Raw genomic sequence first — 23,960 nt, 5'->3', positions numbered from 1 at the left:
GGCCTGTGGCGTACTCCATCTGCAGTCGCGCCCCTGATCAGCGCCTCACCCCGGCAGGCGCTCAGGCCTCGTCCGCACCCCGGGTCTCACCGAGCACGTGGAGCTGGGTGGCCACGGAGTGGAACGCGGCGAGTTCGGCCGCCGCGGCCTCCAGCTTCAGCAGGGCCTCCACGGCCCCCGGCTCGGTGTCCACCAGCACGCCGGGCACGAGGTCGGCGAAGACCCGTACGCCGTGCACGGCGCCGACGCGGAGGCCGGCGGCCTCGACCAGCCCGGTGAGCTGCTCGGCGGTGAACCGGCGCGGCACGGGGTCGCCGGTGCCCCAGCGGCCGTCCGGGTCGGCGAGGGCCTGCCGGGCCTCCGTGAAGTGGCCGGCGAGGGCGCGCGCCAGCACCGCGCCGCCCAGGCCCGCGGCGAGCAGGCTGAGCACGCCGTCCTCGCGCAGGGCCGACACCGCGTTGCGCACGCCCTCCGCGGGGTCGTCGACGTACTCCAGGACGCCGTGGCACAGCACCACGTCGTAGCCGCCGCGCTCCACCACGTCGAAGAGGCCGCGGGCGTCCCCCTGCACGCCCCGCACGCGGTCGGCGACCCCGGCCTCGGCGGCGCGGCGCTCCAGCGCGAACAGGGCGTTGGGGCTCGGGTCCACGACGGTGACGCGGTGGCCGAGGCCGGCCACGGGCACCGCGAAATTGCCGCTGCCGCCGCCGGTGTCGAGGACGTCCAGCGCCTGCCGGCCCGTGGCCTTGACCCGGCGCTCCAGGGCGTCCTGGAGGACGTCCCAGACCACGGCGGTACGCAGAGCCGACCGGGAACGGGAGGGCTCGGAGCGCGGCGACGCCGTCTGCGGTCGGGGGTGGGAGGCGGGCGGGCGCATCGGGTCCGACACGGCAGTTGACTCCTCGGCGCGGCACCGCCTCGGACACGGGCGGAGCGAACGGGCTGCCGCCCCCGCCCGCGCGGGGAGGGGGAGGCTTCAGGCGTCTCCCACCCTATTGCCTCGGCCGCGCCCGCCGGTCACCCGCTCACGCCGCGCTCACCCCGCGTCCGGCAGGTCGCGGCCCGGGTGCCCGGCGCCGGGGCGGCCGGGATGCTCCGGGCCCGGCGGGTCGGTGTCGGGGCGCGGCTGGGGCAGGACCGGCTGGAGGACCAGCATCCGCTCCACCAGGCGCAGGAACATCGCGACGTCGCGTATCAGGTCGTCGGCGTCCCGGGTGCCCGCGGCGCCCTGGATGCCCGCCTCGGCCCGGGCCCGGCGGTGCGCGCCGGAGGCGAACAGCGCGCTCCAGTCGGACAGCTCGGGCGCGATCTCGGGCAGCACCTCCCAGGCGCTGCGGATGCGGGCCCTGGCCCGCGGGCTGGTCTCCGGGCGGCCGCGCGCGGCCAGCACGGCGGCGGCGGTGCGCAGGGCGGCGAGGTGGGCCGTCGCGTACCGCTCGTTCGGCGTTTCGAGGGCGGTGGCCTCCTCCAGTCCGGCCCGGGCCTGGGCGAGGAGGCCGAGAGCGGCGGGCGGGGCTGTCGTCCGGCGGAGCACGGGGTGCACGTCGCTCGCCGGTCCGGTCAGTGAGGGTGCAGGGCCGGCTGCGCGGCGCCGCCGGGCGGCGGCTGCGGACGAGTGGGCCATGACGATCCTCCTGTCGTCTCCGTGACGGCGCCCTCCCGGCAGGAGGTGCCGTATGTGCCCATCGTGAGGTATGCCACTGACAATCCGTTCTGACCTGGCCTTTCGCTTCGATCGGCCGTTCGGTTCCGGGGCCGCCCGGGCCTGCGGTGACCGCGCCCCGCGGGGTGCTGTGAGAATCGGGACCATGGAAAGCAGCAGCACCGCCTCGCAGCGCGGCAGCCGTCGTGCGGCCACCCGGCAGAAGCTGTACGAGGCGGCGGTCACCCTCATCGCCGAACAGGGTTTCTCCGCCACCACGGTCGACGAGATCGCCGAGCGGGCCGGGGTCGCGAAGGGCACGGTCTACTACAACTTCGCCAGCAAGTCCGTCCTCTTCGAGGAGCTGCTGCGGCACGGCGTCGGGCTGCTGACCGCCTCGCTGCGCCAGGCCGCGGAAGGGACCGCTCGGCAGGGGCTCGGCCGGGTCGACGCGCTGGACGCGATGATCCGCGCGGGGCTCGTCTTCATCGACCGCTACCCGGCCTTCGCCCAGCTCTACGTGGCCGAGCTGTGGCGCACCAACCGGGCCTGGCAGTCCACGCTGCTGGTGGTCCGGCAGGAGGCCGTGGCGGTGGTGGAGGACGTGCTGCGCGAGGGTGTGGCGAGCGGGGAGTTCAGCGAGGAGATCGACGTGCCGCTGACCGCCGCCGCGCTCGTCGGCATGGTTCTGGTGGCCGCGCTGGACTGGAAGGCGTTCCAGCCGGAGCGCTCCCTGGACGACGTGCACGCCTCGCTGTCCCGGCTGCTCCAGGGGCGGGTGAGCGGGCGGGGCTGAGCGGGCCGGGCCGAGCGGGCGGGACGGTTCGGCCGGCCGCACGAAGGAGCGCCGGTCCCTGGCGGCCGCGTCCCCCGCGGGCCGCCGTCGGACCGGCGCGTCCTCCCCCGTACGTCCCCTCGTCGGAACTCCCGTCGCCGGTCGTCCCTCCGGGCTCCCCCGTGCCTCGCTCCCGCCGGCCACGGCCGGCGGAAGGAGCGGATCGCGGGCCCGGCTCCGTTCCGGCGCCCCGTGCCGCCGGTGCCGGAGCCGTGCCCCTCTCCGTGTCTCCACTCTCTCGTCCCCGCAGGTCGGAGCCCATCCGCCCGGGTACTCATCTGCCGATCTAGGTACACCTACTCAGCCGTGCGCACCCCGGCCCACGAGGCGGCCCGCCCGACCGGTCACGGGGACGTCCGTGCCGGTGCTCAGCCCTCGCGCGGGAGTGCCGGTGGCGGCGGATAGGGTCCCTGGCATGGCACGGATTGCGGTGATCGGCGCCGGGACGGGCGCCATGGCGGCGGCCGCCCGGCTGGCCGTCGCGGGCCACCGGGTGGTGGTGTACGAGCGGGGGCGGACCTACGGCGGGGCACTGGGGCGCTTCGAGCGGGACGGGTTCTCCTTCGACACCGGTCCCGGTCTGCTGCCCCTGCCCGCGGTCTGGCGCGATCTGTTCGTGAAGACCGGCAAGGAGCCGCTGGAGTCGTGCGTCGACCTGGTCCAGGTCGACCCCTCCTCCCGGCACGTGTTCGCGGACGGCACGGAGGTCTCCCTGCCGAACGCCTCGCGCGCGGGCGTCGTCGCCGCCCTGGACGCCGCGCTCGGTGCGGGCGCCGGGCAGCGCTGGGGCGACTTCCTGGTGCGGGCCCGGGAGACCTGGGACCGCACCCGCCGCCCCCTCCTGGAGGAGCCGCTCTGGCCGAACTGGCGGGTGCTGGCCGAGCGCGAGCCCTACCCGGCGGTCCCGCACAGACGGCTGCTGCGCACCCGCCGGGCCGGCACGCTCGCCGAGGTCGGTGCCCGGGAGTTGCGCGACCCCCGGCTGGCCGCCCTGCTGGAGAGCCACGCCCTCGCGTACGGCCTGGACCCCCGCACCGCCCCGGCGAACGCCGCCGTACTGCCGTACATGGAGTACGCGTTCGGCGTGTGGTACGTGCGCGGCGGGGGTCTGCGGGAGCTGGCGCGGGCGGTGTACGAGCGGTGCCTGGCCCGCCGGGTGGAGTTCCGGTTCGAGGCCGAGGTCACCGGGATCGTCGAGAAGGACGGCCGGGCGGCGGGCGTGGAGCTGGCCGACGGGACCCTGGAGGAGGCCGAGTTCGTGGTCTCCGGCGTGGCTCCCGGGGTGCTGGACCGCCTGCGCGGGGGTTCACCGGTGCGCGGCGAGGACGAGGTGCCGCCGCAGCGCGGTGGGGCGAGCAGGCTGACGGTGCTCCTCGCACTGCGCGGCGCGCGTCCGCGGGGCACGGCGCACCGGACGGTGGTGCACGCGGCGGACCGTACGGCCGAGTTGGACCGCGTCTTCGGCGCCGCTCCCGGGCCGGCCGCGCGGCCGACCGTCACCGTGCTGCGCCCCGACGACCCGGCGCTGGTCCCGGACGCGGACCACGAGGCGGTCACCCTCCGCGCGACGGTGCCCGCGCTGAACGGCGCGTCCGGCAGCCCCACGGCCGAGGTGTACGCCCTCGGGGCCGAGCAGTTGATCGACGCGGCCGAGCGGGCGGTGCCCGGGCTGCGGGACCGGCTGCTGTGGCACGAGGTGCGCACCCCGGCCGAGGTGGCGGCGGACACCGGTGTGCCGGACGGAGCGATCCCGGTGCCGGCCCTGGCGGCGGCCGGCGGACGCCTGCTGCACGCGGCGAACTCGACGCGCACCGAGGGCCTGTTCACGGTGGGCGGCTGGTCGCACCCCGGCGGGGGTCTTCCGCACGCGGGCATGTCGGGCGCGCTGGTCGCCGGACTCGTGGTGGAGGGACCGGAGTTCCGCGGCTCCCAGTGAGCCGGGTCCTCAGTAGCGGTACTGCTCGTCGTAACCCTGGCCCTGCGCCTGCCCGTTGCCCTGGTAGGGGTACGGCTGCTGCTCGGCCGGGAGTTCGCCGCCGTAGGGGTCGTCGGTGCTGCGCTGCTGCGGCACCCACACTCCGCCGGGCGGGGTCTCGCCGCCGTAGCCGCCGGGCGCGCCGGACGTGCCGGTGGCACCCGTGGCGTACGGGTCCTGCCCGTACCCCTGCTGGCCGTACTGCTGCTGCCCGCCGCTCGTGTCGTAGCCGCCGGTGTCGTACGTCCCGCCGCCGTAGGTGTGGGTGCCGATGTACGGGTCGGAGTAGGCGGCGTACTGCTGCTGGGCGCCGGTGTCGTAGCCGTACCCCTGCTGCTGCCCGTAGCCCGAGTAGTCGTAGGCGTAGTTCTGGTCGGCGCCCGGGGCGGCCGCGGGCTGCTGGCCGGTGCCGTAACCGGAGTCGGCGTACACGCCGTACGAGCCGGTGTCGTCCGGCATGGGCTGCGGTGCGTAGACGGCGGTGGTCTCGGCGGCCGTGGGGTCGGCGGCGGGGCGGGCGGGGGTGAAGACGTCGTCGTGGTCGTGGTCGTCGGACCCGTACGCCGGGACCTCCTGGTCCGGGACCGGGACGTGGCCCTGGACGCGCTCGTCGTAGCCGTCGTGATGGTCCCGGGCTCCGTCGACGGGTCCGGCCCCGGGGGCCTCCGGCTCCGGGGTGTGGCCGCCCCGTTCGGGACGTGCGCGTTTGCCGACGAGGCTCGCCGGGGCGTTGACCGCCCAGCCCGCCTCGAAGCCGCGGCGGAAGGACAGGGTGACGTAGGTCTGGCCGACCGCGAAGGCGGCGGCGCCTACCCCGATGACGAGCACGTTCGACATCAGCACACCGGCCACGACGCCCGCGAAGCCGCCGAAGGCGAGCAGCCGCCAGCGCAGTCGCGCCTTGTACTGCAGCAGCACTTCGCCCAGCAGCCACAACGCGACGACGCCGAACGCGATGTAGAGGACCGTCCAGCCCATGTACGCCCCTCTCCCAGTGGCCGTTACGCAGTGTGTCGCAAATACGTGCGGCCGGTCTAGGCCCGCGGTGGGTGGTGCAGGCCCAGGTTCTCGTAGATTTCCAGCGTCGCCGTGGAGTTGTTGAGCGTGATGAAGTGCAGTCCGGGCACACCTTCGGCCAGCAGCCGCGCGCAGAACTCCGTGGCGAACTCGATGCCGATCGAGCGTACAGCCGCCGGATCGTCCTTGGCCGAGAGGATCCGCTCTTTCAGCTCCGCGGGGAACGAGGCGTTGCTGAGCTTCGGCAGCCTCTCCAGCATCTTCACACTGGTCACCGGCATCACCTCGGGGATGACCGGGGTCTCGCAGCCGGCCGCGGCGACCCGGTCGCGCAGGCGGAGGTAGGAGTCGGGCTGGAAGAACATCTGGGTGATCGCGTAGTCGGCGCCGGCCCGGCACTTGTCGACGAAGTGCGCCACGTCCGTGTCCCAGTCGGCGGATCGCGGGTGCATCTCGGGGAAGGCCGCGACGCCGACGCAGAAGTCGCCCGACTCCTTGATGAGCCGGACCAGTTCGGCGGCGTACGTCAGGCCCTCGGGGTGGGCGATCCAGTCGGCGGTCGGGTCGCCGGGCGGGTCGCCGCGCACGGCGAGCATGTTGCGGATCCCGGCGTCGGCGTACTGGCCGATGATGTTGCGCAGCTCGGCGACGGAGTGGTCGACCGCGGTCAGGTGGGCGACCGGTGTCAGCGTGGTGTCGGAGACGATCTGCTCGGTCTCCCGGACCGTGCCCGCCCGCGTGGAGCCGCCGGCGCCGTAGGTCACGGAGACGAAGTCCGGGGCCACGGCCTCGACCCGCCTCAGCGCGCTCCACAGGTTCTTCTCGCCCTTGGGCGTCTTCGGCGCGGAGAACTCGAACGAGTACGTCGTCTTGCCGGTGGCGAGGACGTCACGCACCGTGCGGGCGCGATCCGTCCTCGTGCTTGCGGTTCCGAGGGCCATACCGGCAGGTTAGCCAGGGGACGGCGGTCACCCAACCGGATGCGGGACTTTCGTCCATATTGTCGAATTGTTGTCCATCTTTTGGACACATGGCCCGAGGTCGTCGTGACACACGGGCCGCGGCCGTTCCGGCACACGGCCCGTGATCGGCTCCCGACGGCCCTGCGCCCCGCCCCTGCCGGGTGCGGCTATTCCCCCGCCGAGTGCGGCTGCTCCCCCGCCGGGTGCGGCTACTTCCCTGTCGGGAGCTCGCGCAGCCGCTTCGCGAACTCGGCCGCCGCCGCGCCCGGGTCGTCGGCCGCGGTGATCGCGCGGACGACGACCACGCGCCGGGCTCCTGCCTCCACCACCTGGTCGAGATTGCCGAGGTCGATGCCGCCGATGGCGAACCAGGGGCGGTCGGTGCCCAGGGCCGCGGTGTACCGGACCAGGTCGAGGCCGGGTGCGTGGCGGCCGGGCTTGGTGGGGGTCGGCCAGCACGGACCGGTGCAGAAGTAGTCCACGCCGTCCTGGACGGCGGCAGCGGCGGCCTCCGCCTCGGCGTGCGTGGAACGGCCGATCAGCATGCCGTCGCCGACCACGGCCCGGGCGGCGGGCACCGGCAGGTCGCCCTGGCCGAGGTGCAGCACGTCGGCGCGGGCGGCGTGCGCGACGTCCGCGCGGTCGTTGACCGCGAGGAGCCTGCCGTGGCGGGCGCAGGCGTCGGCGAGGACCTCCAGGTGCTCCAGTTCCTCGGCCGCCTCCATTCCCTTGTCCCGCAACTGCACGACGTCGACCCCGGCGGCGAGCACGGCGTCGAGGAACTCGGGCAGGTCGCCCTGGCTCCGGCGGGCGTCCGTGCACAGGTAGAGCCGGGCGTCGGCGAGCCGGGCGCGGGCGGTGGTCGCGGCGGTGTCGGGCATGCGGGTGTCCCCCCGGTTCGTTCGGTGGCGGCGCGGGCCCGGGGCGGGCCGCGCGGTGGTGGCACACGGGCCGCGGACCGGGCCGTTTTCGGGCCGTGGTCCGCGGCGCGTACGCCGGGTGGTGCGGTGAATCGGCGCGGCGGATCAGCGCCGCCGCGGATCAGCGGGGCGACGGGGCGGCGTCGCGGCGGTCAGACGGCGAGCGCCTGGGCGCGGCGCTTCACCTCCGTACCGCGGTTCTCCGTCAGTGCCTGGGCGGGGGTGCCGGGCAGGCTCGGGTCGGGCGTGAAGAGCCACTCCAGCATCTCCTCGGCCGTGAAGCCGTCGTCCCGCAGCAGCGTCAGGGTCCCGGCCAGGCCCTTGACGACCTTGTCCTCGTCGATGAAGGCCGCGGGGACGTGCAGCGCGCGGTTCTCCCCGCGGCGGACGGCGATGAGCTGGCCTTCCTTGATGAGCTGGCGTACCCGGGTCACCTCGACGCCGAGCTTCTCGGCGATGTCGGGAACGGTGAGCCAGGCAGGCACGAGAGCATCGGTCTTTGCGTCAATCTCGGTCACGCCCCCAGCCTGCCACCTGGCACTGACACTCGGAAACCGGACTACGCCGATGCCGCCGTCGCCGCCTTCAACGGCTTCGCCGGGTCGGCCAGCAGGTCCGGGTCCATCGTCGTGCCCGCCTGGATCAGGCGTCTGCCCTGGGCCAGGTCACGGGGGCGGCCCACCGCCAGCAGCGCCACCAGGCGGCCCGCGCGCAGCCAGCAGACCGTCCACGCCGGGCTCGAGGGGTCGCCGCGCCACAGGGTGGTGTCGGCGGCCGTGTGGTGACCGGCGTACTGGACGAAGCGGCCGAACTGCTCGGACCAGAAGTACGGCACCGGATCGTAGGCCGCCGGGATCTCGCCGGCCGGGGCGCCGACGATGTCGGCGGCGACCGTGCGCGGCCCCTGGAGCGCGTTGTCCCAGTGGTGCACCAGCAGCCGCTCGCCGTAGCGGGCGGAGGGGAAGGATGCGCAGTCGCCCACCGCGTGGACGTCCGGTGCGCAGGCGCGCAGGCGGTCGTCGGCCAGGACCTCGCCGTGCGGACCGAGGGAGATCCCCGAGCCGGCCAGCCAGCCGGTGGCCGGACGGGCGCCGATGCCGACGACGACCGCGTCGGCGGGCAGCCGGGTGCCGTCGTCGAGGACGACCCGGGCGGCCCCGCCGGGGCCGCCGGGTTCGACGCGCTCCACGCGCTCCACGCACGCGCGGGTGCGCAGGTCGACGCCCGCGTCGGCGTACCAGGAGGTCATCGGCGCGGCCACATCGGCGGGCAGCGCGTCGGCGAGCGGCCGGTCGGCGGCCTCCACCACGGTCACGGCGCAGCCCGCCTCCCGCGCGGCGGTGGCGAACTCGGCGCCGATCCAGCCCGCGCCGACGACCACGACGTCGTGCTGCCGGGCGAGCACCGGGCGCAGCCGTTCGGCGTCGTCCAGGGTGCGCAGCAGGTGCACGCCGGGCACGCCCTCGGTGCCGGGGAGCCGGACGGGTTCGGCGCCGGTCGCCAGGACCAGCGAGTCGTAGGGCACCGGCCCCTCGGAGGTGTCGAGGACGTGGTCGCCGGGGCGCACGCCCAGGGCCTCGCAGCCCAGCCGCAGGGTGATGCCGAGCGCCTCGAAGTCGACGTCGAAGGCGGAGCCCTCGGCCGTGCCGAGCAGGACGGCCTTGGACAGCGGGGGGCGGTCGTAGGGCTGGTGCGGCTCCGCGCCGATCAGGGTCACCGGGCCGGTGAAGCCCTGTTCCCTGAGGGCGACCGCGGTCTGCACGCCCGCCATCCCGGCGCCCACCACGACCACCCGGCGCTCCGCGCCCGCCGCCGGTCCCTGTCCCCGTTCCCGCGTCTGCTCACTCACCCGATCACCATAGACACCCCCTGTTCCGCCGGTGAGTGCCCGTGCCGGGTGAGCCGCGCGAGGCCCCCGGCCGCGCGGGGTCCCTTACCCGGGCCGTGCGCCGCGGGCTAGGGTGGCCGACGCAAGGCACTCGCGGGAGCCCGGACGCACCGGGCTGAGAGGGAGGCTGGCGGCCTCCGACCGTACGAACCTGATCCGGGTCATGCCGGCGAAGGGAGGGGCTGGACGCCCATGTCGTCTCCACCACACACGCCTCGTACACCCCGCACGCCCGACGTGCTCGTCGTCGGCGGCGGGATCGTCGGGCTGGTCACGGCCTGGCGGGCCGCGCAGCGCGGTCTGGCCACCGCCCTCGTGGACCCCGAACCGGGCGGCGGGGCGGCCCGGGTGGCGGCCGGGATGCTGGCCGCCGTCACCGAGCTGCACTACGGCGAGGAGACACTGCTCGCGCTGAACCTCGCCTCGGCCCGCCGCTACCCCGGCTTCGCGGCCGAACTGGCCGAACTGACCGGCCGGGACCTCGGGTACCGGCGCTGCGGCACCCTCGCCGTCGCGCTGGACGCCGACGACCGCGCCCACCTGCGCGACCTGCATGCGCTCCAGCAGCGCTCGGGCCTGGAGTCGGAGTGGCTGTCGGGGCGCGAGTGCCGGCGTCTGGAGCCGATGCTGGCGCCGGGCGTGCGCGGGGGGCTCCGGGTGGACGGCGACCACCAGATCGACCCCCGCCGCCTCGCCCGCGCGCTGGTGGCCGCCTGCGAACACGCGGGCGTGGTCTTCCACCGGGAGTGGGCCGAGCGGCTCGCCGTCGGGCGCGGGGAGCGGGCCACGGGCGTCGTCACCGCCGACGGCACCCCGCTGGAGGCCGGGCAGGTGGTGCTGGCCGGGGGCAGCCTCAGCGGGCGGCTCGCGGGCGTGCCGGAGGCCGTCCTGCCGCCGGTGCGGCCGGTGAAGGGCCAGGTGCTGCGCCTGACGATGCCGCGGACCCACGGGCCGCTGCTGAACCGGACGGTGCGCGCCGTGGTGCGCGGCAACCACGTCTACCTGGTGCCCCGCGAGAGCGGCGAGCTGGTCGTCGGCGCCACCAGCGAGGAGCTGGGCTGGGACACGACGGTCACCGCGGGCGGCGTCTACGAGCTGCTGCGCGACGCCCACGAGCTGGTCCCCGGCATCACGGAGCTGCCGCTGACGGAGACCCGCGCGGGGCTGCGCCCCGGCTCCCCGGACAACGCCCCGCTGCTCGGCCCGACCGACCTGGACGGCCTGCTGCTGGCCACCGGGCACTACCGCAACGGCGTCCTGCTCACCCCCGTCACCGGCGACGTCATGGCGCACGTCCTGACCACCGGGGAGCTGCCGGAGGAGGGCCGCCCCTTCACGCCCCGCCGCTTCGGCGCCGACCCCGCCCGTCCACCACTCCCGCGACTTTCGGAGCAGTCCGCATGAACATCTCCGTCAACGGCGAGCCGCGCGAGGTGGCTCCCGGCACCGCCCTGGACGCGCTGGTGGGCACGCTCACCGCGGCACCGTCCGGAGTGGCCGCCGCCCTGAACGAAACCGTCGTCCCGCGCGCGCAGTGGTCCGCCACCGCCCTGGCCGACGGCGACCGCGTCGAGGTCCTCACCGCCGTCCAGGGAGGCTGACCGTGGCCGACGATCCCTTTGTCCTCGGCGGTACGTCGTACGGGTCCCGCCTGATCATGGGTACGGGCGGCGCGCCCAGCCTGGACGTGCTGGAGCGCGCGCTGGTGGCCTCCGGGACGGAGCTGACGACCGTCGCGATGCGGCGGGTGAACACCTCGGTGCACGGGTCGGTGCTGTCCGTACTGGAGCGGCTCGGCATCGGGGTGCTGCCGAACACGGCCGGCTGCTTCACCGCCGGGGAGGCCGTCCTCACCGCGCGGCTGGCGCGCGAGGCGCTCGGCACGGACCTGGTCAAGCTGGAGGTCGTCGCCGACGAGCGCACGCTGCTGCCGGACCCGGTCGAGCTGCTGGACGCGGCCGAGACCCTGGTCGACGACGGGTTCACGGTGCTGCCGTACACCAACGACGACCCGGTGCTCGCGCGGAGGCTGGAGGACGTCGGGTGCGCGGCGATCATGCCGCTGGGCTCGCCGATCGGCTCCGGGCTCGGGATCCGCAACCCGCACAACTTCCAGCTCATCGTGGAGCACGCGCGCGTGCCGGTGATCCTGGACGCGGGGGCCGGTACGGCCTCGGACGTGGCGCTGGCGATGGAGCTGGGGTGTGCGGGGGTGATGCTGGCCTCGGCGGTGACGCGGGCGCAGGAGCCGGTGCTGATGGCCGCGGCGATGCGGGCGGGAGTGGAGGCGGGGCGGCTGGCCCGGCGGGCCGGGCGGATTCCGCGGCGGCACTTCGCCGAGGCGTCGTCCACCTCGGAGGGCCTGGCGGTGCTGGATCCGGAGCGGCCCGCCTTCCGGTGATCCCGCGCCGGTGCGCCGCCGTCGGAGGCGCGCGGTGCGTGGGGCGCGTGGGAAGCGTCACAGATGCGCTGCAGTACCGGCCCGATTCCGGTCGACGACCCGGGGTGTCGGTGTCGGCTCGTAGACTCACCTGCGTGGACACGACCCTCCAGGACCCTCTCGTCGGTCAGGTGCTCGACGGCCGGTACCGCGTCGAGGCGCGGATCGCGGTCGGCGGGATGGCCACGGTCTACCGGGCCGTGGACACCCGCCTGGACCGCGTGCTCGCGCTGAAGGTGATGCACCCGGCGCTCGCGACCGACGCCACCTTCGTCGAGCGGTTCATCCGCGAGGCCAAGTCGGTGGCCCGGCTCGACCACCCCAATGTCGTCCAGGTCTTCGACCAGGGTGCCGAGGGGGCGTACGTCTACCTGGCGATGGAGTACATCGCCGGCTGCACCCTGCGGGACGTGCTGCGCGAGCGCGGGGCGCTCAGGCCGCGGGCCGCGCTGGACATCCTGGAGCCGGTCCTCGCCGCGCTCGGTGCCGCGCACCGGGCGGGGTTCGTGCACCGGGACATGAAGCCGGAGAACGTGCTGATAGGCGACGACGGCCGGGTCAAGGTCGCCGACTTCGGCCTGGTCCGGGCCGTGAACACCGTCACCAGCACCACCGGCGCCGTCCTCGGCACCGTCTCCTACCTGGCGCCCGAGCAGATCGAGCACGGCACCGCCGACCCCCGGGTCGACGTGTACGCGTGCGGTGTCGTGCTGTACGAGATGCTGACCGGCGCCAAGCCGCACGACGGCGACTCGCCCGCGGCGGTGCTCTACAAGCACCTGCACGAGGACGTGCCGCCGCCCTCGGCCTCGGTGCCGGGAGCCGCCTTCGAGCTCGACGAGCTGGTCGCCGCGGCCACCGCGCGCAATCCCGAGGTCCGGCCGCACGACGCGGTGGCCCTGCTCGCCCGGGCCCGTGAGGCGCGGGCGGCGCTCAGCGCGGAGCAGTTGGACGCGGTGCCGCCCCAGGCGCTCGCGGCGGAGCACGACAACGCCGAGGACCGTACGAGCGTGATCCCGCGCGCGCTGACGATGCCTCGCCGCCCGCCCGTCGACGGGGACGAGGACGGCGGCCCGGACGGGGTCAGCCGCACCAGCCGGCTGGCGTCCCCCGCGCCGGCCCCGGCCCGCTCCCGCCTGCCCCGGCCGCGCCGCGGCCCGCTGGCGATCGTCGTGGCCGCCCTGCTGGTGCTCGGGATCGGCACGGGCATCTGGTACATCAACTCGGGCCAGTTCACCAAGGTGCCGCCGCTGCTGTCCAAGACCGAGGCACAGGCCCGGGACCGGCTGGACGAGGCCGGGCTGGACGTCGGCAAGGTGCGGCACGCCTACAGCGACACCGTGGAGCGCGGCAAGGTCATCAGCACCGACCCCGGGGTGGGCGACCGCATCCGGAAGAACGACTCCGTGTCGCTCACCGTCTCCGACGGCCCCGACACCGTGAAGCTGCCGGACGTGTCGGGCTACAGGCTGGACCGGGCGCGCAAGCTGCTCCAGGACGAGGGCCTGGAGCCCGGCATGGTGACCAAGGCGTTCAGCGACGAGGTGGCCAAGGGCTTCGTGATCTCCACCAAGCCCAGGACGGGCACCACGGTGCGCGCGGGCTCGGCGGTCGCCCTGGTCGTCAGCAAGGGCAGCCCGGTCGACGTCCCGGACGTCACCGGCGAGGACCTGGAGGACGCGAAGGCCGAGCTGTCGGAGGCCGGCCTGAAGGTGAAGGTCGCCGAGGAGCGGGTGAACTCGGAGCACGACAGCGGCCAGGTCGCCCGGCAGTCGCCGGACGCGGGCGGCCGGGCCGCCGAGGGCGACACGGTGACGCTCACGCTGTCCAAGGGCCCCCGGATGGTCGAGGTCCCGGACGTGGTCGGCGACAGCGTGGACGACGCCAAGCGCACGCTCCGGGACGCGGGCTTCGAGGTGGAGGAGGACCGAGGGCTGCTCGGGCTGTTCGGCGACACCGTCAAGAAGCAGTCCGTGGACGGCGGGGACACGGCTCCGGAGGGCTCCACCATCAAGATCACCATCAGGTGACGGGGCACCGCCGGCCGCATGACACCCTGGATGGGTGAAGAGTCAACAGTCCGCCACCTCGGCCTCCGCCGCCCTCCCCCGCAACCCCGTCGGCGCCCACGTCCCGGTAGCCGGCGGGCTGCACTCCGTGGGGCTGTCCTACGCCCGTGACCTGAAGGCCGAGGCCGTGCAGGTCTTCGTCGCCAACCCGCGCGGCTGGGCCACCCCGGCCGGCACCCCGAAGCAGGACGAGGCCTTCCGGGAGGCCTGCGCGGCCGGATCGGTCCCGGCGTACGTGCACGCGCCGTACCTGATCAACTTCGGCTCGCACACCGAGGCGACGGTGGAGCGGTCGGTGGAGTCGCTGCGGCACTCGCTGCGGCGCGGGCGGGCCATCGGGGCGCTGGGCGTCGTCGTGCACACCGGGAGCGCGACCGGCGGCCGGGACCGGGCGGTGGCCCTGAAGCAGGTGCGGGAGCACATGCTGCCGCTCCTCGACGAACTGACCCACGACGACGACCCGTACCTGCTCCTGGAGTCGACCGCCGGGCAGGGCGCCTCCCTGTGCTCGCGGACCTGGGACTTCGGGCCGTACTTCGACGCGCTGGACGCCCACCCGAAGCTCGGGGTGTGCCTGGACACCTGCCACATCTTCGCGGCCGGCCACGACCTGACCGGACCGTCCGGCATGCACCAGACCCTCGACCTGCTGGTGGAGACGGTCGGCGAGGGCCGGCTGAAGCTGGTCCACGCCAACGACTCCAAGGACGTGGCGGGGGCGCACAAGGACCGGCACGAGAACATCGGCACCGGTCACATCGGCGAGGATCCCTTCCGCGCGCTGATGACGCACCCGGCCACCGAGGGCGTGCCGCTGGTGATCGAGACGCCCGGCGGCAAGGAGGGGCACGCGGCGGACGTGGAGCGGCTGAAGAAGCTGCGCGACGGCTGACTCGCGGTGGCCGCCGCGGCGGGTCACAGCTCGGGGCCGTCCCCGGGCTCCTCCTGGTAGGAGTAGCGCTGCTCCCGCCACGGGTCGCCGATGTTGTGGTAGCCGCGCTCCTCCCAGAAGCCGCGCCGGTCGGCGGTCATGTACTCGATGCCCCGGACCCACTTCGGGCCCTTCCAGGCGTACAGGTGCGGGACGATCAGCCGCAGCGGGAAGCCGTGCTCGGCGGTGAGCAGCTCGCCGTCCTTGTGGGTGGCGAACAGGGTGCGCTCGGCGGCGAAGTCGGACAGCCTGAGGTTGGAGCTGAAGCCGTACTCGGCCCACACCATGACGTGGGTGACGGCGGGCGCGGGCGGGGCCAGCTCCAGGATGGTGGCGGCCGGGACGCCGCCCCACTCGGAGCCGAGCATGCTGAACTTCGTGACGCAGTGCAGGTCGGCGACGACCGTGGTGTAGGGCAGGGCGGTGAACTCGTCGTGGGTCCAGCCGTGCTTCTCGTCGTCGGTGGTGGCGCCGAAGACCCGGAACTCCCAGCGCTCCGGGCGGAACTTGGGGACCGGTCCGTAGTGGGTGACCGGCCAGCCGCGCTGCAGCCGCTGCCCGGGCGGGAGCTCGAACCGCGACGCTCCTTGCGAACCGTCTTCTCCCGATCCGTGTTCCACCGGCTGACCCATGCCTTCCATCCTGACAGACCCGGACCCGTGCCCCCGACCCGCCCCACTTATATTCGGGCAAACCGCACCATGGACCATCACAACGCCATTAAAGCGACCAAGCATGCATTTACTTACTAAGTCAAGACTTACTGGACGATCTTCGACATCGGGTGCAATCATGCCGCGCAACACGCCTGTTCCCGTTCGAAGGAGCGTCAAGCGATGCAGGGCGACCCGGAAGTCATCGAGTTCCTCAATGAGCAGCTCACGGCCGAGCTGACGGCCATCAACCAGTACTTCCTGCACGCGAAACTGCAGGACCACAAGGGCTGGCACAAGCTCGCGAAGTACACGCGCGCGGAGTCCTTCGACGAGATGCGCCACGCCGAGGTGCTCACCGACCGCATCCTGCTCCTGGACGGCCTGCCGAACTACCAGCGCCTCTTCCACGTGCGGGTCGGCCAGAGCGTGACCGAGATGTTCCAGGCCGACCGGGAGATCGAGCTGGAGGCGATCGACCGGCTGCGCCGGGGCATCGAGGTGATGCGGGCCAAGCACGACATCACGTCGGCCAACGTCTTCGAGGCGATCCTCGCCGACGAGGAGCACCACATCGACTACCTGGAGACCCAGCTCGACCTGGTCGAGAAGCTGGGCGAGTCGCTGTACCTGTCGACGGTGATCGAGCAGACCCAGCCGGACCCGTCGGGTCCGGGCTCGCTCTAGGGGGTGTCAGGCCGCCTCGGGAAGCTCCGCGAGGACCGGCTCACCCTTGTCGGCGAGCTGCCTGCGGGGGCAGGCGCCACGGCCGAGCAGGGCCTGGATACGGCGTACGCAGCCGCCGCAGTCGGTACCGGCCTTGCAGGCCGAGGCGATCTGCCGGGGCGTGCACGCACCGGCCTCCGCGTGGCTCTTGACCTGTTCCTCGGTGACACCGAAGCAACTGCAGACGAACACGCGGTTCACCTCCCGGGCGGGATCCATGGTCGTGCCGTACCGACGACCGGAGGACCCGACTGATCGGTGAGGCAAACCTAACCTTACCCATCGCCCAGGACCTGCGACAGTGCGAGGGGCGCGGATCCCGTGTGACCCGCGCCCCATTTCTCCCGCCCGCCCGGGGGGCGGACCGTCACTGGTCCCGGTACATCTCCGCCACCAGGAACGCCAGGTCGAGCGACTGGCTGCGGTTCAGCCGCGGGTCGCAGGCCGTCTCGTAGCGCTGGTGCAGGTCGTCGACGAAGATCTCGTCGCCGCCGCCCACGCACTCGGTCACGTCGTCGCCGGTCAGCTCCACGTGGATGCCGCCCGGGTGGGTGCCGAGCGCCTTGTGCACCTCGAAGAAGCCCTTGACCTCGTCGAGCACGTCGTCGAAGCGGCGGGTCTTGTGGCCGGAGGCCGCCTCGTAGGTGTTGCCGTGCATCGGGTCGGTGATCCAGGCGACCGCGGCACCGGACGCGGTGACCTTCTCGACCAGCTCGGGGAGCCTGTCGCGGATCTTGTCCGCGCCCATCCGGACGATGAAGGTCAGCCGGCCCGGCTCGCGCTCCGGGTCGAGGCGCTCGATGTACTGCAGCGCCTCCTCGGCCGTGGTGGACGGGCCGAGCTTGATGCCGATCGGGTTGCGGATCCGCGAGGCGAACTCGATGTGCGCGTGGTCGAGCTGCCGGGTGCGCTCGCCGATCCACACCATGTGCGCGGAGACGTCGTAGAGCTGCCCGGTGCGCGAGTCGACGCGGGTGAGGGCCGACTCGTAGTCCAGCAGCAGCGCCTCGTGCGAGGAGAAGAACTCGACGGTCTGGAACTCGGCCGGGTCCGTGCCGCAGGCCCGCATGAAGTTCAGCGCGTTGTCGATCTCCCGGGCGAGCTGCTCGTAGCGCTGGCCGGAGGGGGAGGACTTCACGAAGTCCTGGTTCCAGGCGTGCACCTGCCTGAGGTCGGCGTAGCCTCCGGTGGTGAAGGCGCGCACCAGGTTCAGCGTGGACGCCGAGGCGTGGTACATGCGCTTGAGCCGCTCGGGGTCCGGGACGCGGGCCGCCTCGGTGAAGTCGAAGCCGTTGACGGAGTCGCCGCGGTAGGTCGGCAGGGTCACGCCGTCGCGGGTCTCGGTCGGCTTGGAGCGCGGCTTGGAGTACTGGCCGGCGATCCGGCCGACCTTCACCACGGGCACGGAGGCGGCGTAGGTGAGGACCGCCCCCATCTGGAGGAGGGTCTTCAGCTTCGCCCGGATGTGCTCGGCGGACACCGCGTCGAACGACTCGGCGCAGTCGCCGCCCTGGAGGACGAACGCCTCGCCCCGGGCGACCGCGGCCATGCGGGCCCGCAACTGGTCGCACTCCCCGGCGAACACGAGCGGCGGATACGACTCGAGCTCGGCGATCACGTCGCGCAGAGCCTCGGCATCCGGGTACTCGGGCTGCTGCGCCGCGGGCAGGCTTCGCCAAGTCGCCTGAGCGGCGACGTTTCGGGAATCAGCGTTCACGGTCACCCGCCCAACAGTACGCGGTCGGTCACGGCGTCCAGCACCACGCCCAGTCCGTGAGACGGGACCCCCGTGCGGGCCGCCGCGGCCGGGTTGGTAGCCTCACGCGCCTTCTGAGTTCGAATTCGCAGGCAACTCGCAAAGACGTTCACATCGAGCGCACACCGGGGTGGGGTTTTGAGCGCGGACCATCGCAGAGACCGCAAGAAGAAGAGACTGCTCGTCTACGGCGTCGCCTCGGTGGTGGCCGTCGCCGCCACGGCCGGCGGCCTGGCCCTGGCCTCGCCGGGCCTGCTCGGCTCGGACACCGCCCAGGCCGTGACCGGCCCGCCCGGGGCCCGGCTGCAGAGCGAGTTCGAGCGGGCCGCCGAGGAGTTCGACGTCCCGCAGAGCGTGCTGATGGCCGTTTCCTACCGGCAGACGCGCTGGGAGGACCACGACGGGCTGCCGAGCACCACCGGCGCCTACAACGTCATGGGCCTCACGGCCGTCGACGAGGACAGCCTGGACCACGGCAGCGCCGCCGAGGAGCGCGAGCACCGGCTCGAGCACATGAACCGCAGCGGCGACCCGGTCGTCGAGCGGCACTTCGACGCCGACAAGGCGCTCAAGAGCCTCGACGAGAAGCCGGTCGACACCGACGACCCGCGGCTGCACACCCTCGACGAGGCGGCCGGCCTCATCGACGCCCCGGCCGACGAGGTGCGCGGCGACACCGCCGAGAGCATCCGGGCGGGCGCCGCGCTGCTGGCCAAGTACCAGAAGGACGCGACCGGCTCGCTGCCCGAGGACCCCGGCGCCTGGTACCCGGCGGTGGCCCGCGCCAGCCAGGCCCCGGACCACAAGGGCGCCCAGCTCTTCGCGCAGCGCGTGTTCGAGTCGATCAGGACCGGTGAGCAGCGCGTCACCACCGACGGCCAGTCCCTCACGCTGCCGGCCGACCCTGCGGTGCAGCCGAAGAAGACGACGGACCTGGAACTGGCCGCCGCCTCCGCCGCCCCCGCACCCGAGTGCCCGTCCGGCCTGAACTGCGACTTCCGTCCGGCCGCCTACAAGCAGAACGGGGCCGCCGACGACTGGGGCAACTACAACGTCGCGAGCCGCCCCACGGCCGGTCACGAGATCACCTCGATCGTGATCCACGACACCGAGGGCAGCTACAGCAGCGCCCTGGGCGTCTTCCAGAACTCCCTGTCGTACGCCAGCGCCCACTACCTGGTCCGTGCCTCCGACGGTCTGGTCACCCAGATGGTGGAGACGAAGAACGAGGCGTGGCACGCGGCCAACAAGACCCTCAACATGCACTCGATCGGCATCGAGCACGAGGGCTACGCGATCAAGGACGGCAGTTGGTACACCGAGCCGCAGTACGAGTCCTCGGCCGCGCTGGTGAAGTACCTGGCCGGCAAGTACGACATCCCGCTGGACCGTGAGCACGTCCTCGGCCACGACGAGGTCCCGGGCGTCCTGGACGGCAACGTGAAGTCCCAGCACTGGGACCCGGGCCCGTTCTGGGACTGGAACCACTACATGGACCTGCTGGGCGCCCCCACCGGGGCCGAGGGCCCGGGCGGCCCGTACAGGGCCGGCCAGGTGGTCCGCGTCGTCCCGCCGTTCACCTCGGCGAATCAGCCGAAGATCACCAACAACGGCTCCTCGGTGCCCAAGCAGCCGGCGAACTTCACCTACCTGTACTCCTCGCCGTCCACCTCCTCGGCCGCGCCGACCGACCCCTACCTGGGCAGCCAGAGCCCGACCGAGGGCTGGAACTGGGCCAACAAGGTCCTGGCCGGCGGCGAGTACGTGGTCGCCGAGGCCCAGCAGGACTGGACGGCCCTCTGGTACGGCGGCAAGAAGGTCTGGTTCTACAACCGGGGCGGCCAGTTCGCCACCGCCGTCGGCACGCCGGACGTGGTCACGCCCAAGCCGGGTTCGGGCTCCGTCCCGGTCTACGGGCGCGCCTACCCCGAGGACAGCGCGTACACGGGCACCGGGGTGCCGGTGCAGACCAAGAACAACGAGTCGCTGACCAAGTACGGCGTCCTCGCCGGGCAGAAGTACACCCTGGCCGGCGGCGCCCTGAAGGGCTCGTACTTCAACAGCGGCAACATGGACGGTTCGGGCGCGGGCTCGCGCACGGTGGTGGTGGGCAGCACCACGTACTACCCGATCCGCTACAACCACCGCATCGGCTACGTGCGCACGGCCGACGTCCAGCTCGTCAAGGGCACCGCGCCCGACCCGGGCACCGACCGGTACGACCTCCTCGGCCGGGACGCCTCGGGCGTGCTGTGGCAGTACCAGGGCACCGGCAGCGCGTCCTCGCCGTTCTTCGGCCGCTTCCGCGTCGGCGGCGGCTGGAACGCCTACGACGTGGTCACCACGCTCACGGCCCTGCGCGCCGACGGCACCGGCGACATGGTGGCCCGCGACAAGAGCGGCGTCCTCTGGTACTACAAGGGCACCGGCGACGTCGGGAAGCCGTTCGGTCCCCGCATCCGGGTCGGCGGCGGCTGGTCCGTCTACGACACGATCACCGGCGCCCGCGACCTCACCGGCGACGGCAGGCCGGACCTGATCGCCCGCGACAAGAGCGGCGTCCTGTGGCTCTACAAGGGCACCGGCAGCGCCACCGCGCCCTTCGAGACCAAGTCCCGGATCGGCAGCGGCTGGTCCGTCTACAACACGCTGACCGACACCGGCGACCTCACCGGCGACGGCAGGCCGGACCTCGTCGCCCGCGACAAGAGCGGCGTCCTGTGGCTCTACAAGGGCACCGGCAGCGCCACCGCGCCCTTCGAGACCAAGTCCCGGATCGGCGGCGGCTGGTCCGTCTACGACGTGCTGCGCGGCCCGAGCGACCTGAACCGGGACGGCAGGCCGGACCTCGTCGCCCGCGACAAGGACGGCGTGCTCTGGTTCTACCAGGGCACCGGCAGCGCCACCGCGCCGTTCAAGGGCCGCACGAAGATCGGCAACGGCTGGAACATCTACGGCATGCTCGTCTGAGCCGTCGGCCGTCGGCCCCGGCGCGGATGCGCTAGGGTCGACGGCATGTTCGCGCACTCGACCCGCACCTGGTGGTGGACCGCTCATCCGGCGGCCCGCTGACTGCGCGCGACACACGACTCCGCGAAGGCCGCCCGAGGGGCGGCCTTCGGTGTTTCCGAACCCGGGTCCGTTCCTCTCCGACAAGCGAGAAGGACCCGGACCCATGACACCGCTCGACCGCCTCCTGGCCGACCACCGCCCGTTCGCCCTGCTCCGCCGCCGTGCCCCCGGTCACGACCACGACCTCGTGGAGCTGCTGGCAGGCCCGGTCACGGAGTACGCCACGCTCGCCGAACTCCCCGACGAGGGGCTGGCGCTCGTCCCCTTCCGGCAGATCCGCGAACGCGGCTTCGACGTCCGCGACGACGGCACCCCGCTGCTGATGCTCACCCCCGAGGAGCGGTACGCCCTCCCGCTCGCCGAGGTGCTGGACCGGCTGCCCGCGCACGAGGTCCGCGTCGAGGGCGGCGGCTTCGACGTCGGCGACGAGGAGTACGCGCGGATCGTCGGCCGGGTGCTGGACGAGGAGATCGGGCGCGGCGAGGGCGCCAACTTCGTGATCCGGCGGACGTACGAGGGCCGGATCCCCGGGTTCGGGCGGGCCGACGCGCTGGCGCTGTTCCGGCGGCTCCTGGAGGGCGAGCGGGGCGCGTACTGGACGTTCGTCGTGCACACCGGGGACCGCACGCTGGTCGGGGCCAGCCCGGAGGTGCACGTCCGCATGTCCGGCGGCACGGTCGTGATGAACCCGATCAGCGGCACGTACCGCTACCCCGCCGAGGGCCCCACCCCCGAGCACCTGCTCGGCTTCCTCGCCGACGGCAAGGAGATCGAGGAGCTGTCGATGGTCGTCGACGAGGAACTGAAGATGATGTGCACCGTCGGCGACATGGGCGGGGTGGTCGTCGGCCCGCGCCTGAAGGAGATGGCGCACCTCGCGCACACCGAGTACGAGCTGCGCGGGCGGTCCTCCCTGGACGTGCGGGAGGTGCTGCGGGAGACGATGTTCGCGGCGACGGTCACCGGCTCGCCCGTGCAGAACGCCTGCCGGGTCATCGAGCGGCACGAGAGCGGCGGGCGGGGCTACTACGCGGGCGCGCTGGCCCTGCTCGGCCGGGACCCGGGCGAGGGGCCGGGACGTCCGGCCGGCCTCCAGACGCTCGACTCCCCCATCCTGATCCGCACCGCCGACATCGACGCCGAGGGGCGGCTGCGGGTGCCGGTCGGCGCCACGCTGGTGCGCGGCTCGGATCCGGCGGGCGAGGTCGCCGAGACCCACGCCAAGGCGGCCGGGGTGCTGGCGGCGCTGGGCGTCCGTCCGGCCCGGCCGCGGGCGCGGGCGGAGCGGCCGGTGCTGGCCGACGACCCCCGGGTGCGGGCCGCGCTGGACGGGCGCCGTGCCTCGCTGGCCCCGTTCTGGCTGCGGATGCAGGAGCCGTCGGCCGCACTGACCGGGCACGCGCTGGTCGTCGACGCGGAGGACACCTTCACGGCGATGCTCGCGCACGTGCTGCGCTCCTCGGGACTGACGGTGAGCGTACGGCGGTACGACGAGCCGGGGCTGCGCGAGGCGGTGCTCGGGCACGAGGGCGGCCCGGTGGTGCTGGGGCCGGGCCCCGGCGACCCCTGCGACCCGGCCGACCCGAAGATGCGCTTCCTGCGGAACCTGACCGCCGAGGTGCTCGGGGCGCACCGGCACGGCGTGCTCGGCGTCTGCCTCGGGCACGAGCTGATCGCGGCGGAGCTGGGGCTGGACATCGTGCGCAAGGAGGTGCCGTACCAGGGTGCGCAGACGGAGATCGACCTGTTCGGGCGGCCGGAGACGGTCGGCTTCTACAACAGCTTCACCGCCCGCTGCGACGACGCGGTGGCCGCCGAACTGGCCGCGCACGGCGTCGAGGTGAGCCGCTCGGCGGGCGGCGAGGTGCACGCGTTGCGGGGTCCGGGGTTCGCGGGCGTGCAGTTCCACCCGGAGTCGGTGCTGACCCTGAACGGCACCGCGATCGTGCGGGAGCTGGCGGGTCAGCTCCGGGGCACGAGCACGTTGTCCGAGCGGCGGCCCTGACGGTAGTCGAGGACGTTGCGTGCCGTCGTCTCGACGATCTGGCCGACGGCGTCCTCGGTGTAGTACGCCTGGTGGGAGGTGACCAGGACGTTCGGGAAGGTGACGAGGCGGGCCAGGGTGTCGTCCTCGACGGCCTCCAGGGACTTGTCGAGGAAGAACAGGCCCGCCTCCGCCTCGTACACGTCCAGGCCCACGCCCGCGAAGCGGCCCGCGCGCAGCTCGCCGACGAGGGCCGCGGTGTCGATCAGGCCGCCGCGGCTGGAGTTGATCAGGATGACGTCGTCCCGCATCGACTTCAGGGCGGCCGCGTCGATCAGGTGCTGGGTCTCGGGCATCAGCGGGACGTGCAGGGTGACCAGGTCGGAGCGGGCGAGCAGTTCGTCCTTCGGGACGTAGCGCATGCCGAGTTCGGCGCAGGCCGGGTTCTCCGCGACGTCCCAGCCGAGCAGGCGCATGCCGAAGCCGTGGGCGATGCGGGCGAATGCCTCGCCGATCTTGCCGGTGCCGAGGACGCCGGCGGTGCGGCCGTGCAGGTCGCGGCCCATCAGGCCGTCGAGGCGGAAGTCGAAGTCGCGGGTGCGGTTGGCGGCGCGCACGATGCGCCGGTTGACGGCCATGGCGAGGGCCCAGGCGAATTCGGCGACCGAGTGGGGCGAGTAGTACGACACGCGGGCCACGGTCATGCCGAGCCGCTCGGCCGTGGCCAGGTCGACGTTGTTGAAGCCGGTGGAGCGCTGGGCCACCATCCGGGTGCCGCCGGCCGCGAGGATGTGCAGGACCGCGGCGCCGAGGTCGGCGTTGACGGACGTGGAGACGATCTCGTGCCCCGCCGCGATGGGGGCGGTGTCCTCGTTGAGGAATACGTCCAGGCAGCGGACGTCCTCCTGGTCGCGGAAGGCCCGCTCGATCAGGGGCTTCTCGTCGGCCTGGACGCCGAAGGCAAGGATCTCCATGACCGCTCCCGTCGTGGTGGGCTCCGCGCCGAATATACGGCCCCGGGCCGGCCCTCGCCGGTCGGCCGGAGAGACGCCGGCCTCCTCGTACCGCGCCGGTCCGACCGTCCTCGGGC

General features: G+C 73.5%; 22 protein-coding genes and 1 riboswitch. Of the genes, 11 read left to right on the top strand and 11 right to left on the bottom strand.

The features are described from left to right. Nucleotides 1-61: 61 nt before the first annotated feature. Entirely contained in the window at nucleotides 62-889 is an 828-nt protein-coding gene (locus IG88_RS0106185) for a methyltransferase (protein WP_031035844.1), read from the bottom strand. 147 nt (nucleotides 890-1,036) lie between these two features. Then, nucleotides 1,037-1,624, bottom strand: a complete 588-nt coding sequence (locus tag IG88_RS43255; RefSeq protein WP_031035842.1) for an SAV_6107 family HEPN domain-containing protein — start codon at nucleotides 1,622-1,624, stop codon at nucleotides 1,037-1,039. A 184-nt stretch (nucleotides 1,625-1,808) separates the two neighbouring features. Here IG88_RS43255 and IG88_RS0106175 point away from each other — a divergent pair, with 184 nt between their 5' ends. Together IG88_RS0106175 and IG88_RS0106170 are read left to right on the top strand one after the other, a co-directional pair. Then, nucleotides 1,809-2,438: a TetR/AcrR family transcriptional regulator gene (locus IG88_RS0106175; protein ID WP_031035841.1), complete on the top strand. Its 630-nt coding sequence runs from the start codon at nucleotides 1,809-1,811 to the stop codon at nucleotides 2,436-2,438. A gap of 454 nt (nucleotides 2,439-2,892) precedes the next feature. Beyond that, nucleotides 2,893-4,413, top strand: coding sequence for a phytoene desaturase family protein (locus IG88_RS0106170; protein WP_031035839.1), 1,521 nt, complete (start codon nucleotides 2,893-2,895; stop codon nucleotides 4,411-4,413). A 9-nt stretch (nucleotides 4,414-4,422) separates the two neighbouring features. Here the strand turns inward: IG88_RS0106170 and IG88_RS0106165 are convergent, their stop codons facing one another. The 5 genes from IG88_RS0106165 to IG88_RS0106145 form a co-directional block, all read right to left on the bottom strand. Further along, nucleotides 4,423-5,430, bottom strand: a complete 1,008-nt coding sequence (locus tag IG88_RS0106165; protein ID WP_031035837.1) for a hypothetical protein — start codon at nucleotides 5,428-5,430, stop codon at nucleotides 4,423-4,425. Nucleotides 5,431-5,486: 56 nt separating this feature from the next. After that, nucleotides 5,487-6,410, bottom strand: a complete 924-nt coding sequence (metF, locus tag IG88_RS0106160; protein WP_037835437.1) for a methylenetetrahydrofolate reductase [NAD(P)H] — start codon at nucleotides 6,408-6,410, stop codon at nucleotides 5,487-5,489. A 230-nt stretch (nucleotides 6,411-6,640) separates the two neighbouring features. Continuing rightward, nucleotides 6,641-7,312: a thiamine phosphate synthase gene (thiE, locus tag IG88_RS0106155; RefSeq protein ID WP_031035833.1), complete on the bottom strand. Its 672-nt coding sequence runs from the start codon at nucleotides 7,310-7,312 to the stop codon at nucleotides 6,641-6,643. A 191-nt stretch (nucleotides 7,313-7,503) separates the two neighbouring features. Continuing rightward, complete coding sequence (locus tag IG88_RS0106150; protein WP_031035831.1) at nucleotides 7,504-7,869, bottom strand: Rv2175c family DNA-binding protein; 366 nt, start codon at nucleotides 7,867-7,869, stop codon at nucleotides 7,504-7,506. Between the two features lie 41 nt (nucleotides 7,870-7,910). Then, complete coding sequence (locus IG88_RS0106145; protein ID WP_031035830.1) at nucleotides 7,911-9,200, bottom strand: NAD(P)/FAD-dependent oxidoreductase; 1,290 nt, start codon at nucleotides 9,198-9,200, stop codon at nucleotides 7,911-7,913. Nucleotides 9,201-9,322: 122 nt separating this feature from the next. Beyond that, nucleotides 9,323-9,434: riboswitch (TPP riboswitch) on the top strand. On the opposite strand from IG88_RS0106145, the gene thiO reads away from it, so the two are divergent. From thiO to IG88_RS0106120, 5 genes are all read left to right on the top strand, one after another. Beyond that, a complete protein-coding gene (gene thiO, locus IG88_RS0106140; RefSeq protein WP_031035828.1) occupies nucleotides 9,432-10,643 on the top strand; it encodes a glycine oxidase ThiO in 1,212 nt (403 codons plus the stop codon). (Overlaps the previous riboswitch by 3 nt.) Continuing rightward, nucleotides 10,640-10,840: a sulfur carrier protein ThiS gene (gene thiS, locus IG88_RS0106135; protein WP_030402143.1), complete on the top strand. Its 201-nt coding sequence runs from the start codon at nucleotides 10,640-10,642 to the stop codon at nucleotides 10,838-10,840. Before thiO ends, thiS begins: the two co-directional genes overlap by 4 nt. A gap of 2 nt (nucleotides 10,841-10,842) precedes the next feature. Continuing rightward, nucleotides 10,843-11,640 carry a thiazole synthase gene (locus IG88_RS0106130; RefSeq protein ID WP_031035826.1) on the top strand — a complete coding sequence of 266 codons (798 nt, stop codon included), beginning with the start codon at nucleotides 10,843-10,845 and terminating at the stop codon, nucleotides 11,638-11,640. 134 nt (nucleotides 11,641-11,774) lie between these two features. Then, complete coding sequence (gene pknB / locus IG88_RS0106125) at nucleotides 11,775-13,709, top strand: Stk1 family PASTA domain-containing Ser/Thr kinase (RefSeq protein WP_031035825.1); 1,935 nt, start codon at nucleotides 11,775-11,777, stop codon at nucleotides 13,707-13,709. 34 nt (nucleotides 13,710-13,743) lie between these two features. Beyond that, nucleotides 13,744-14,640 carry a deoxyribonuclease IV gene (locus IG88_RS0106120; protein WP_031035822.1) on the top strand — a complete coding sequence of 299 codons (897 nt, stop codon included), beginning with the start codon at nucleotides 13,744-13,746 and terminating at the stop codon, nucleotides 14,638-14,640. Between the two features lie 23 nt (nucleotides 14,641-14,663). On the opposite strand, the gene IG88_RS0106115 is transcribed toward IG88_RS0106120, so the two are convergent. Then, nucleotides 14,664-15,311: a sulfite oxidase-like oxidoreductase gene (locus IG88_RS0106115; RefSeq protein ID WP_031035821.1), complete on the bottom strand. Its 648-nt coding sequence runs from the start codon at nucleotides 15,309-15,311 to the stop codon at nucleotides 14,664-14,666. A gap of 204 nt (nucleotides 15,312-15,515) precedes the next feature. Between IG88_RS0106115 and bfr the strand changes: the two genes are divergently transcribed. Then, nucleotides 15,516-16,019 carry a bacterioferritin gene (gene bfr / locus IG88_RS0106110; RefSeq protein ID WP_030402138.1) on the top strand — a complete coding sequence of 168 codons (504 nt, stop codon included), beginning with the start codon at nucleotides 15,516-15,518 and terminating at the stop codon, nucleotides 16,017-16,019. A 6-nt stretch (nucleotides 16,020-16,025) separates the two neighbouring features. Here the strand turns inward: bfr and IG88_RS0106105 are convergent, their stop codons facing one another. Together IG88_RS0106105 and IG88_RS0106100 are read right to left on the bottom strand one after the other, a co-directional pair. Further along, a complete protein-coding gene (locus IG88_RS0106105; protein WP_031035820.1) occupies nucleotides 16,026-16,277 on the bottom strand; it encodes a (2Fe-2S)-binding protein in 252 nt (83 codons plus the stop codon). 148 nt (nucleotides 16,278-16,425) lie between these two features. Beyond that, nucleotides 16,426-17,781 carry a class II 3-deoxy-7-phosphoheptulonate synthase gene (locus IG88_RS0106100; RefSeq protein WP_031035819.1) on the bottom strand — a complete coding sequence of 452 codons (1,356 nt, stop codon included), beginning with the start codon at nucleotides 17,779-17,781 and terminating at the stop codon, nucleotides 16,426-16,428. A 171-nt stretch (nucleotides 17,782-17,952) separates the two neighbouring features. Between IG88_RS0106100 and IG88_RS0106095 the strand changes: the two genes are divergently transcribed. From IG88_RS0106095 to IG88_RS0106090, 3 genes are all read left to right on the top strand, one after another. After that, on the top strand, nucleotides 17,953-20,784 hold the full coding sequence (locus IG88_RS0106095) for an N-acetylmuramoyl-L-alanine amidase (RefSeq protein WP_031035818.1): 2,832 nt from the start codon (nucleotides 17,953-17,955) through the stop codon (nucleotides 20,782-20,784). 45 nt (nucleotides 20,785-20,829) lie between these two features. Then, nucleotides 20,830-20,886 carry a trp operon leader peptide gene (locus tag IG88_RS45240; protein ID WP_078861419.1) on the top strand — a complete coding sequence of 19 codons (57 nt, stop codon included), beginning with the start codon at nucleotides 20,830-20,832 and terminating at the stop codon, nucleotides 20,884-20,886. Between the two features lie 103 nt (nucleotides 20,887-20,989). After that, nucleotides 20,990-22,891: an anthranilate synthase family protein gene (locus IG88_RS0106090; protein WP_031035817.1), complete on the top strand. Its 1,902-nt coding sequence runs from the start codon at nucleotides 20,990-20,992 to the stop codon at nucleotides 22,889-22,891. Here IG88_RS0106090 and IG88_RS0106085 read toward each other — a convergent pair. Continuing rightward, nucleotides 22,849-23,844, bottom strand: a complete 996-nt coding sequence (locus tag IG88_RS0106085) for a 2-hydroxyacid dehydrogenase (RefSeq protein WP_031035816.1) — start codon at nucleotides 23,842-23,844, stop codon at nucleotides 22,849-22,851. The two genes, IG88_RS0106090 and IG88_RS0106085, sit on opposite strands and share 43 nt — an antisense overlap. Between the last annotated feature and the right edge of the window lie 116 nt (nucleotides 23,845-23,960).

The sequence above is a fragment of the Streptomyces sp. NRRL F-5650 genome (genome assembly GCF_000721365.1).
In the GTDB taxonomy this organism is placed as follows: domain Bacteria; phylum Actinomycetota; class Actinomycetes; order Streptomycetales; family Streptomycetaceae; genus Streptomyces; species Streptomyces ardesiacus.
Note: the sequence above shows the minus strand (reverse complement) of the source record. Positions and strands in the feature narration are given on the sequence as shown.

Bases quoted from the DNA above. Each gene is read 5' to 3' on its own strand.
- IG88_RS43255 (WP_031035842.1), bottom strand. From the start codon at position 1,624: ATGGCCCACTCGTCCGCAGCCGCCGCCCGGCGGCGCCGCGCAGCCGGC.
- IG88_RS0106165 (WP_031035837.1), bottom strand. From the start codon at position 5,430: ATGGGCTGGACGGTCCTCTACATCGCGTTCGGCGTCGTCGCGTTGTGG.
- IG88_RS0106170 (WP_031035839.1), top strand. From the start codon at position 2,893: ATGGCACGGATTGCGGTGATCGGCGCCGGGACGGGCGCCATGGCGGCG.
- bfr (WP_030402138.1), top strand. From the start codon at position 15,516: ATGCAGGGCGACCCGGAAGTCATCGAGTTCCTCAATGAGCAGCTCACG.
- thiE (WP_031035833.1), bottom strand. From the start codon at position 7,312: ATGCCCGACACCGCCGCGACCACCGCCCGCGCCCGGCTCGCCGACGCC.
- metF (WP_037835437.1), bottom strand. From the start codon at position 6,410: ATGGCCCTCGGAACCGCAAGCACGAGGACGGATCGCGCCCGCACGGTG.
- IG88_RS0106105 (WP_031035820.1), bottom strand. From the start codon at position 16,277: ATGGATCCCGCCCGGGAGGTGAACCGCGTGTTCGTCTGCAGTTGCTTC.
- thiS (WP_030402143.1), top strand. From the start codon at position 10,640: ATGAACATCTCCGTCAACGGCGAGCCGCGCGAGGTGGCTCCCGGCACC.
- thiO (WP_031035828.1), top strand. From the start codon at position 9,432: ATGTCGTCTCCACCACACACGCCTCGTACACCCCGCACGCCCGACGTG.
- IG88_RS0106090 (WP_031035817.1), top strand. From the start codon at position 20,990: ATGACACCGCTCGACCGCCTCCTGGCCGACCACCGCCCGTTCGCCCTG.
- IG88_RS0106115 (WP_031035821.1), bottom strand. From the start codon at position 15,311: ATGGGTCAGCCGGTGGAACACGGATCGGGAGAAGACGGTTCGCAAGGA.
- IG88_RS0106175 (WP_031035841.1), top strand. From the start codon at position 1,809: ATGGAAAGCAGCAGCACCGCCTCGCAGCGCGGCAGCCGTCGTGCGGCC.
- IG88_RS0106085 (WP_031035816.1), bottom strand. From the start codon at position 23,844: ATGGAGATCCTTGCCTTCGGCGTCCAGGCCGACGAGAAGCCCCTGATC.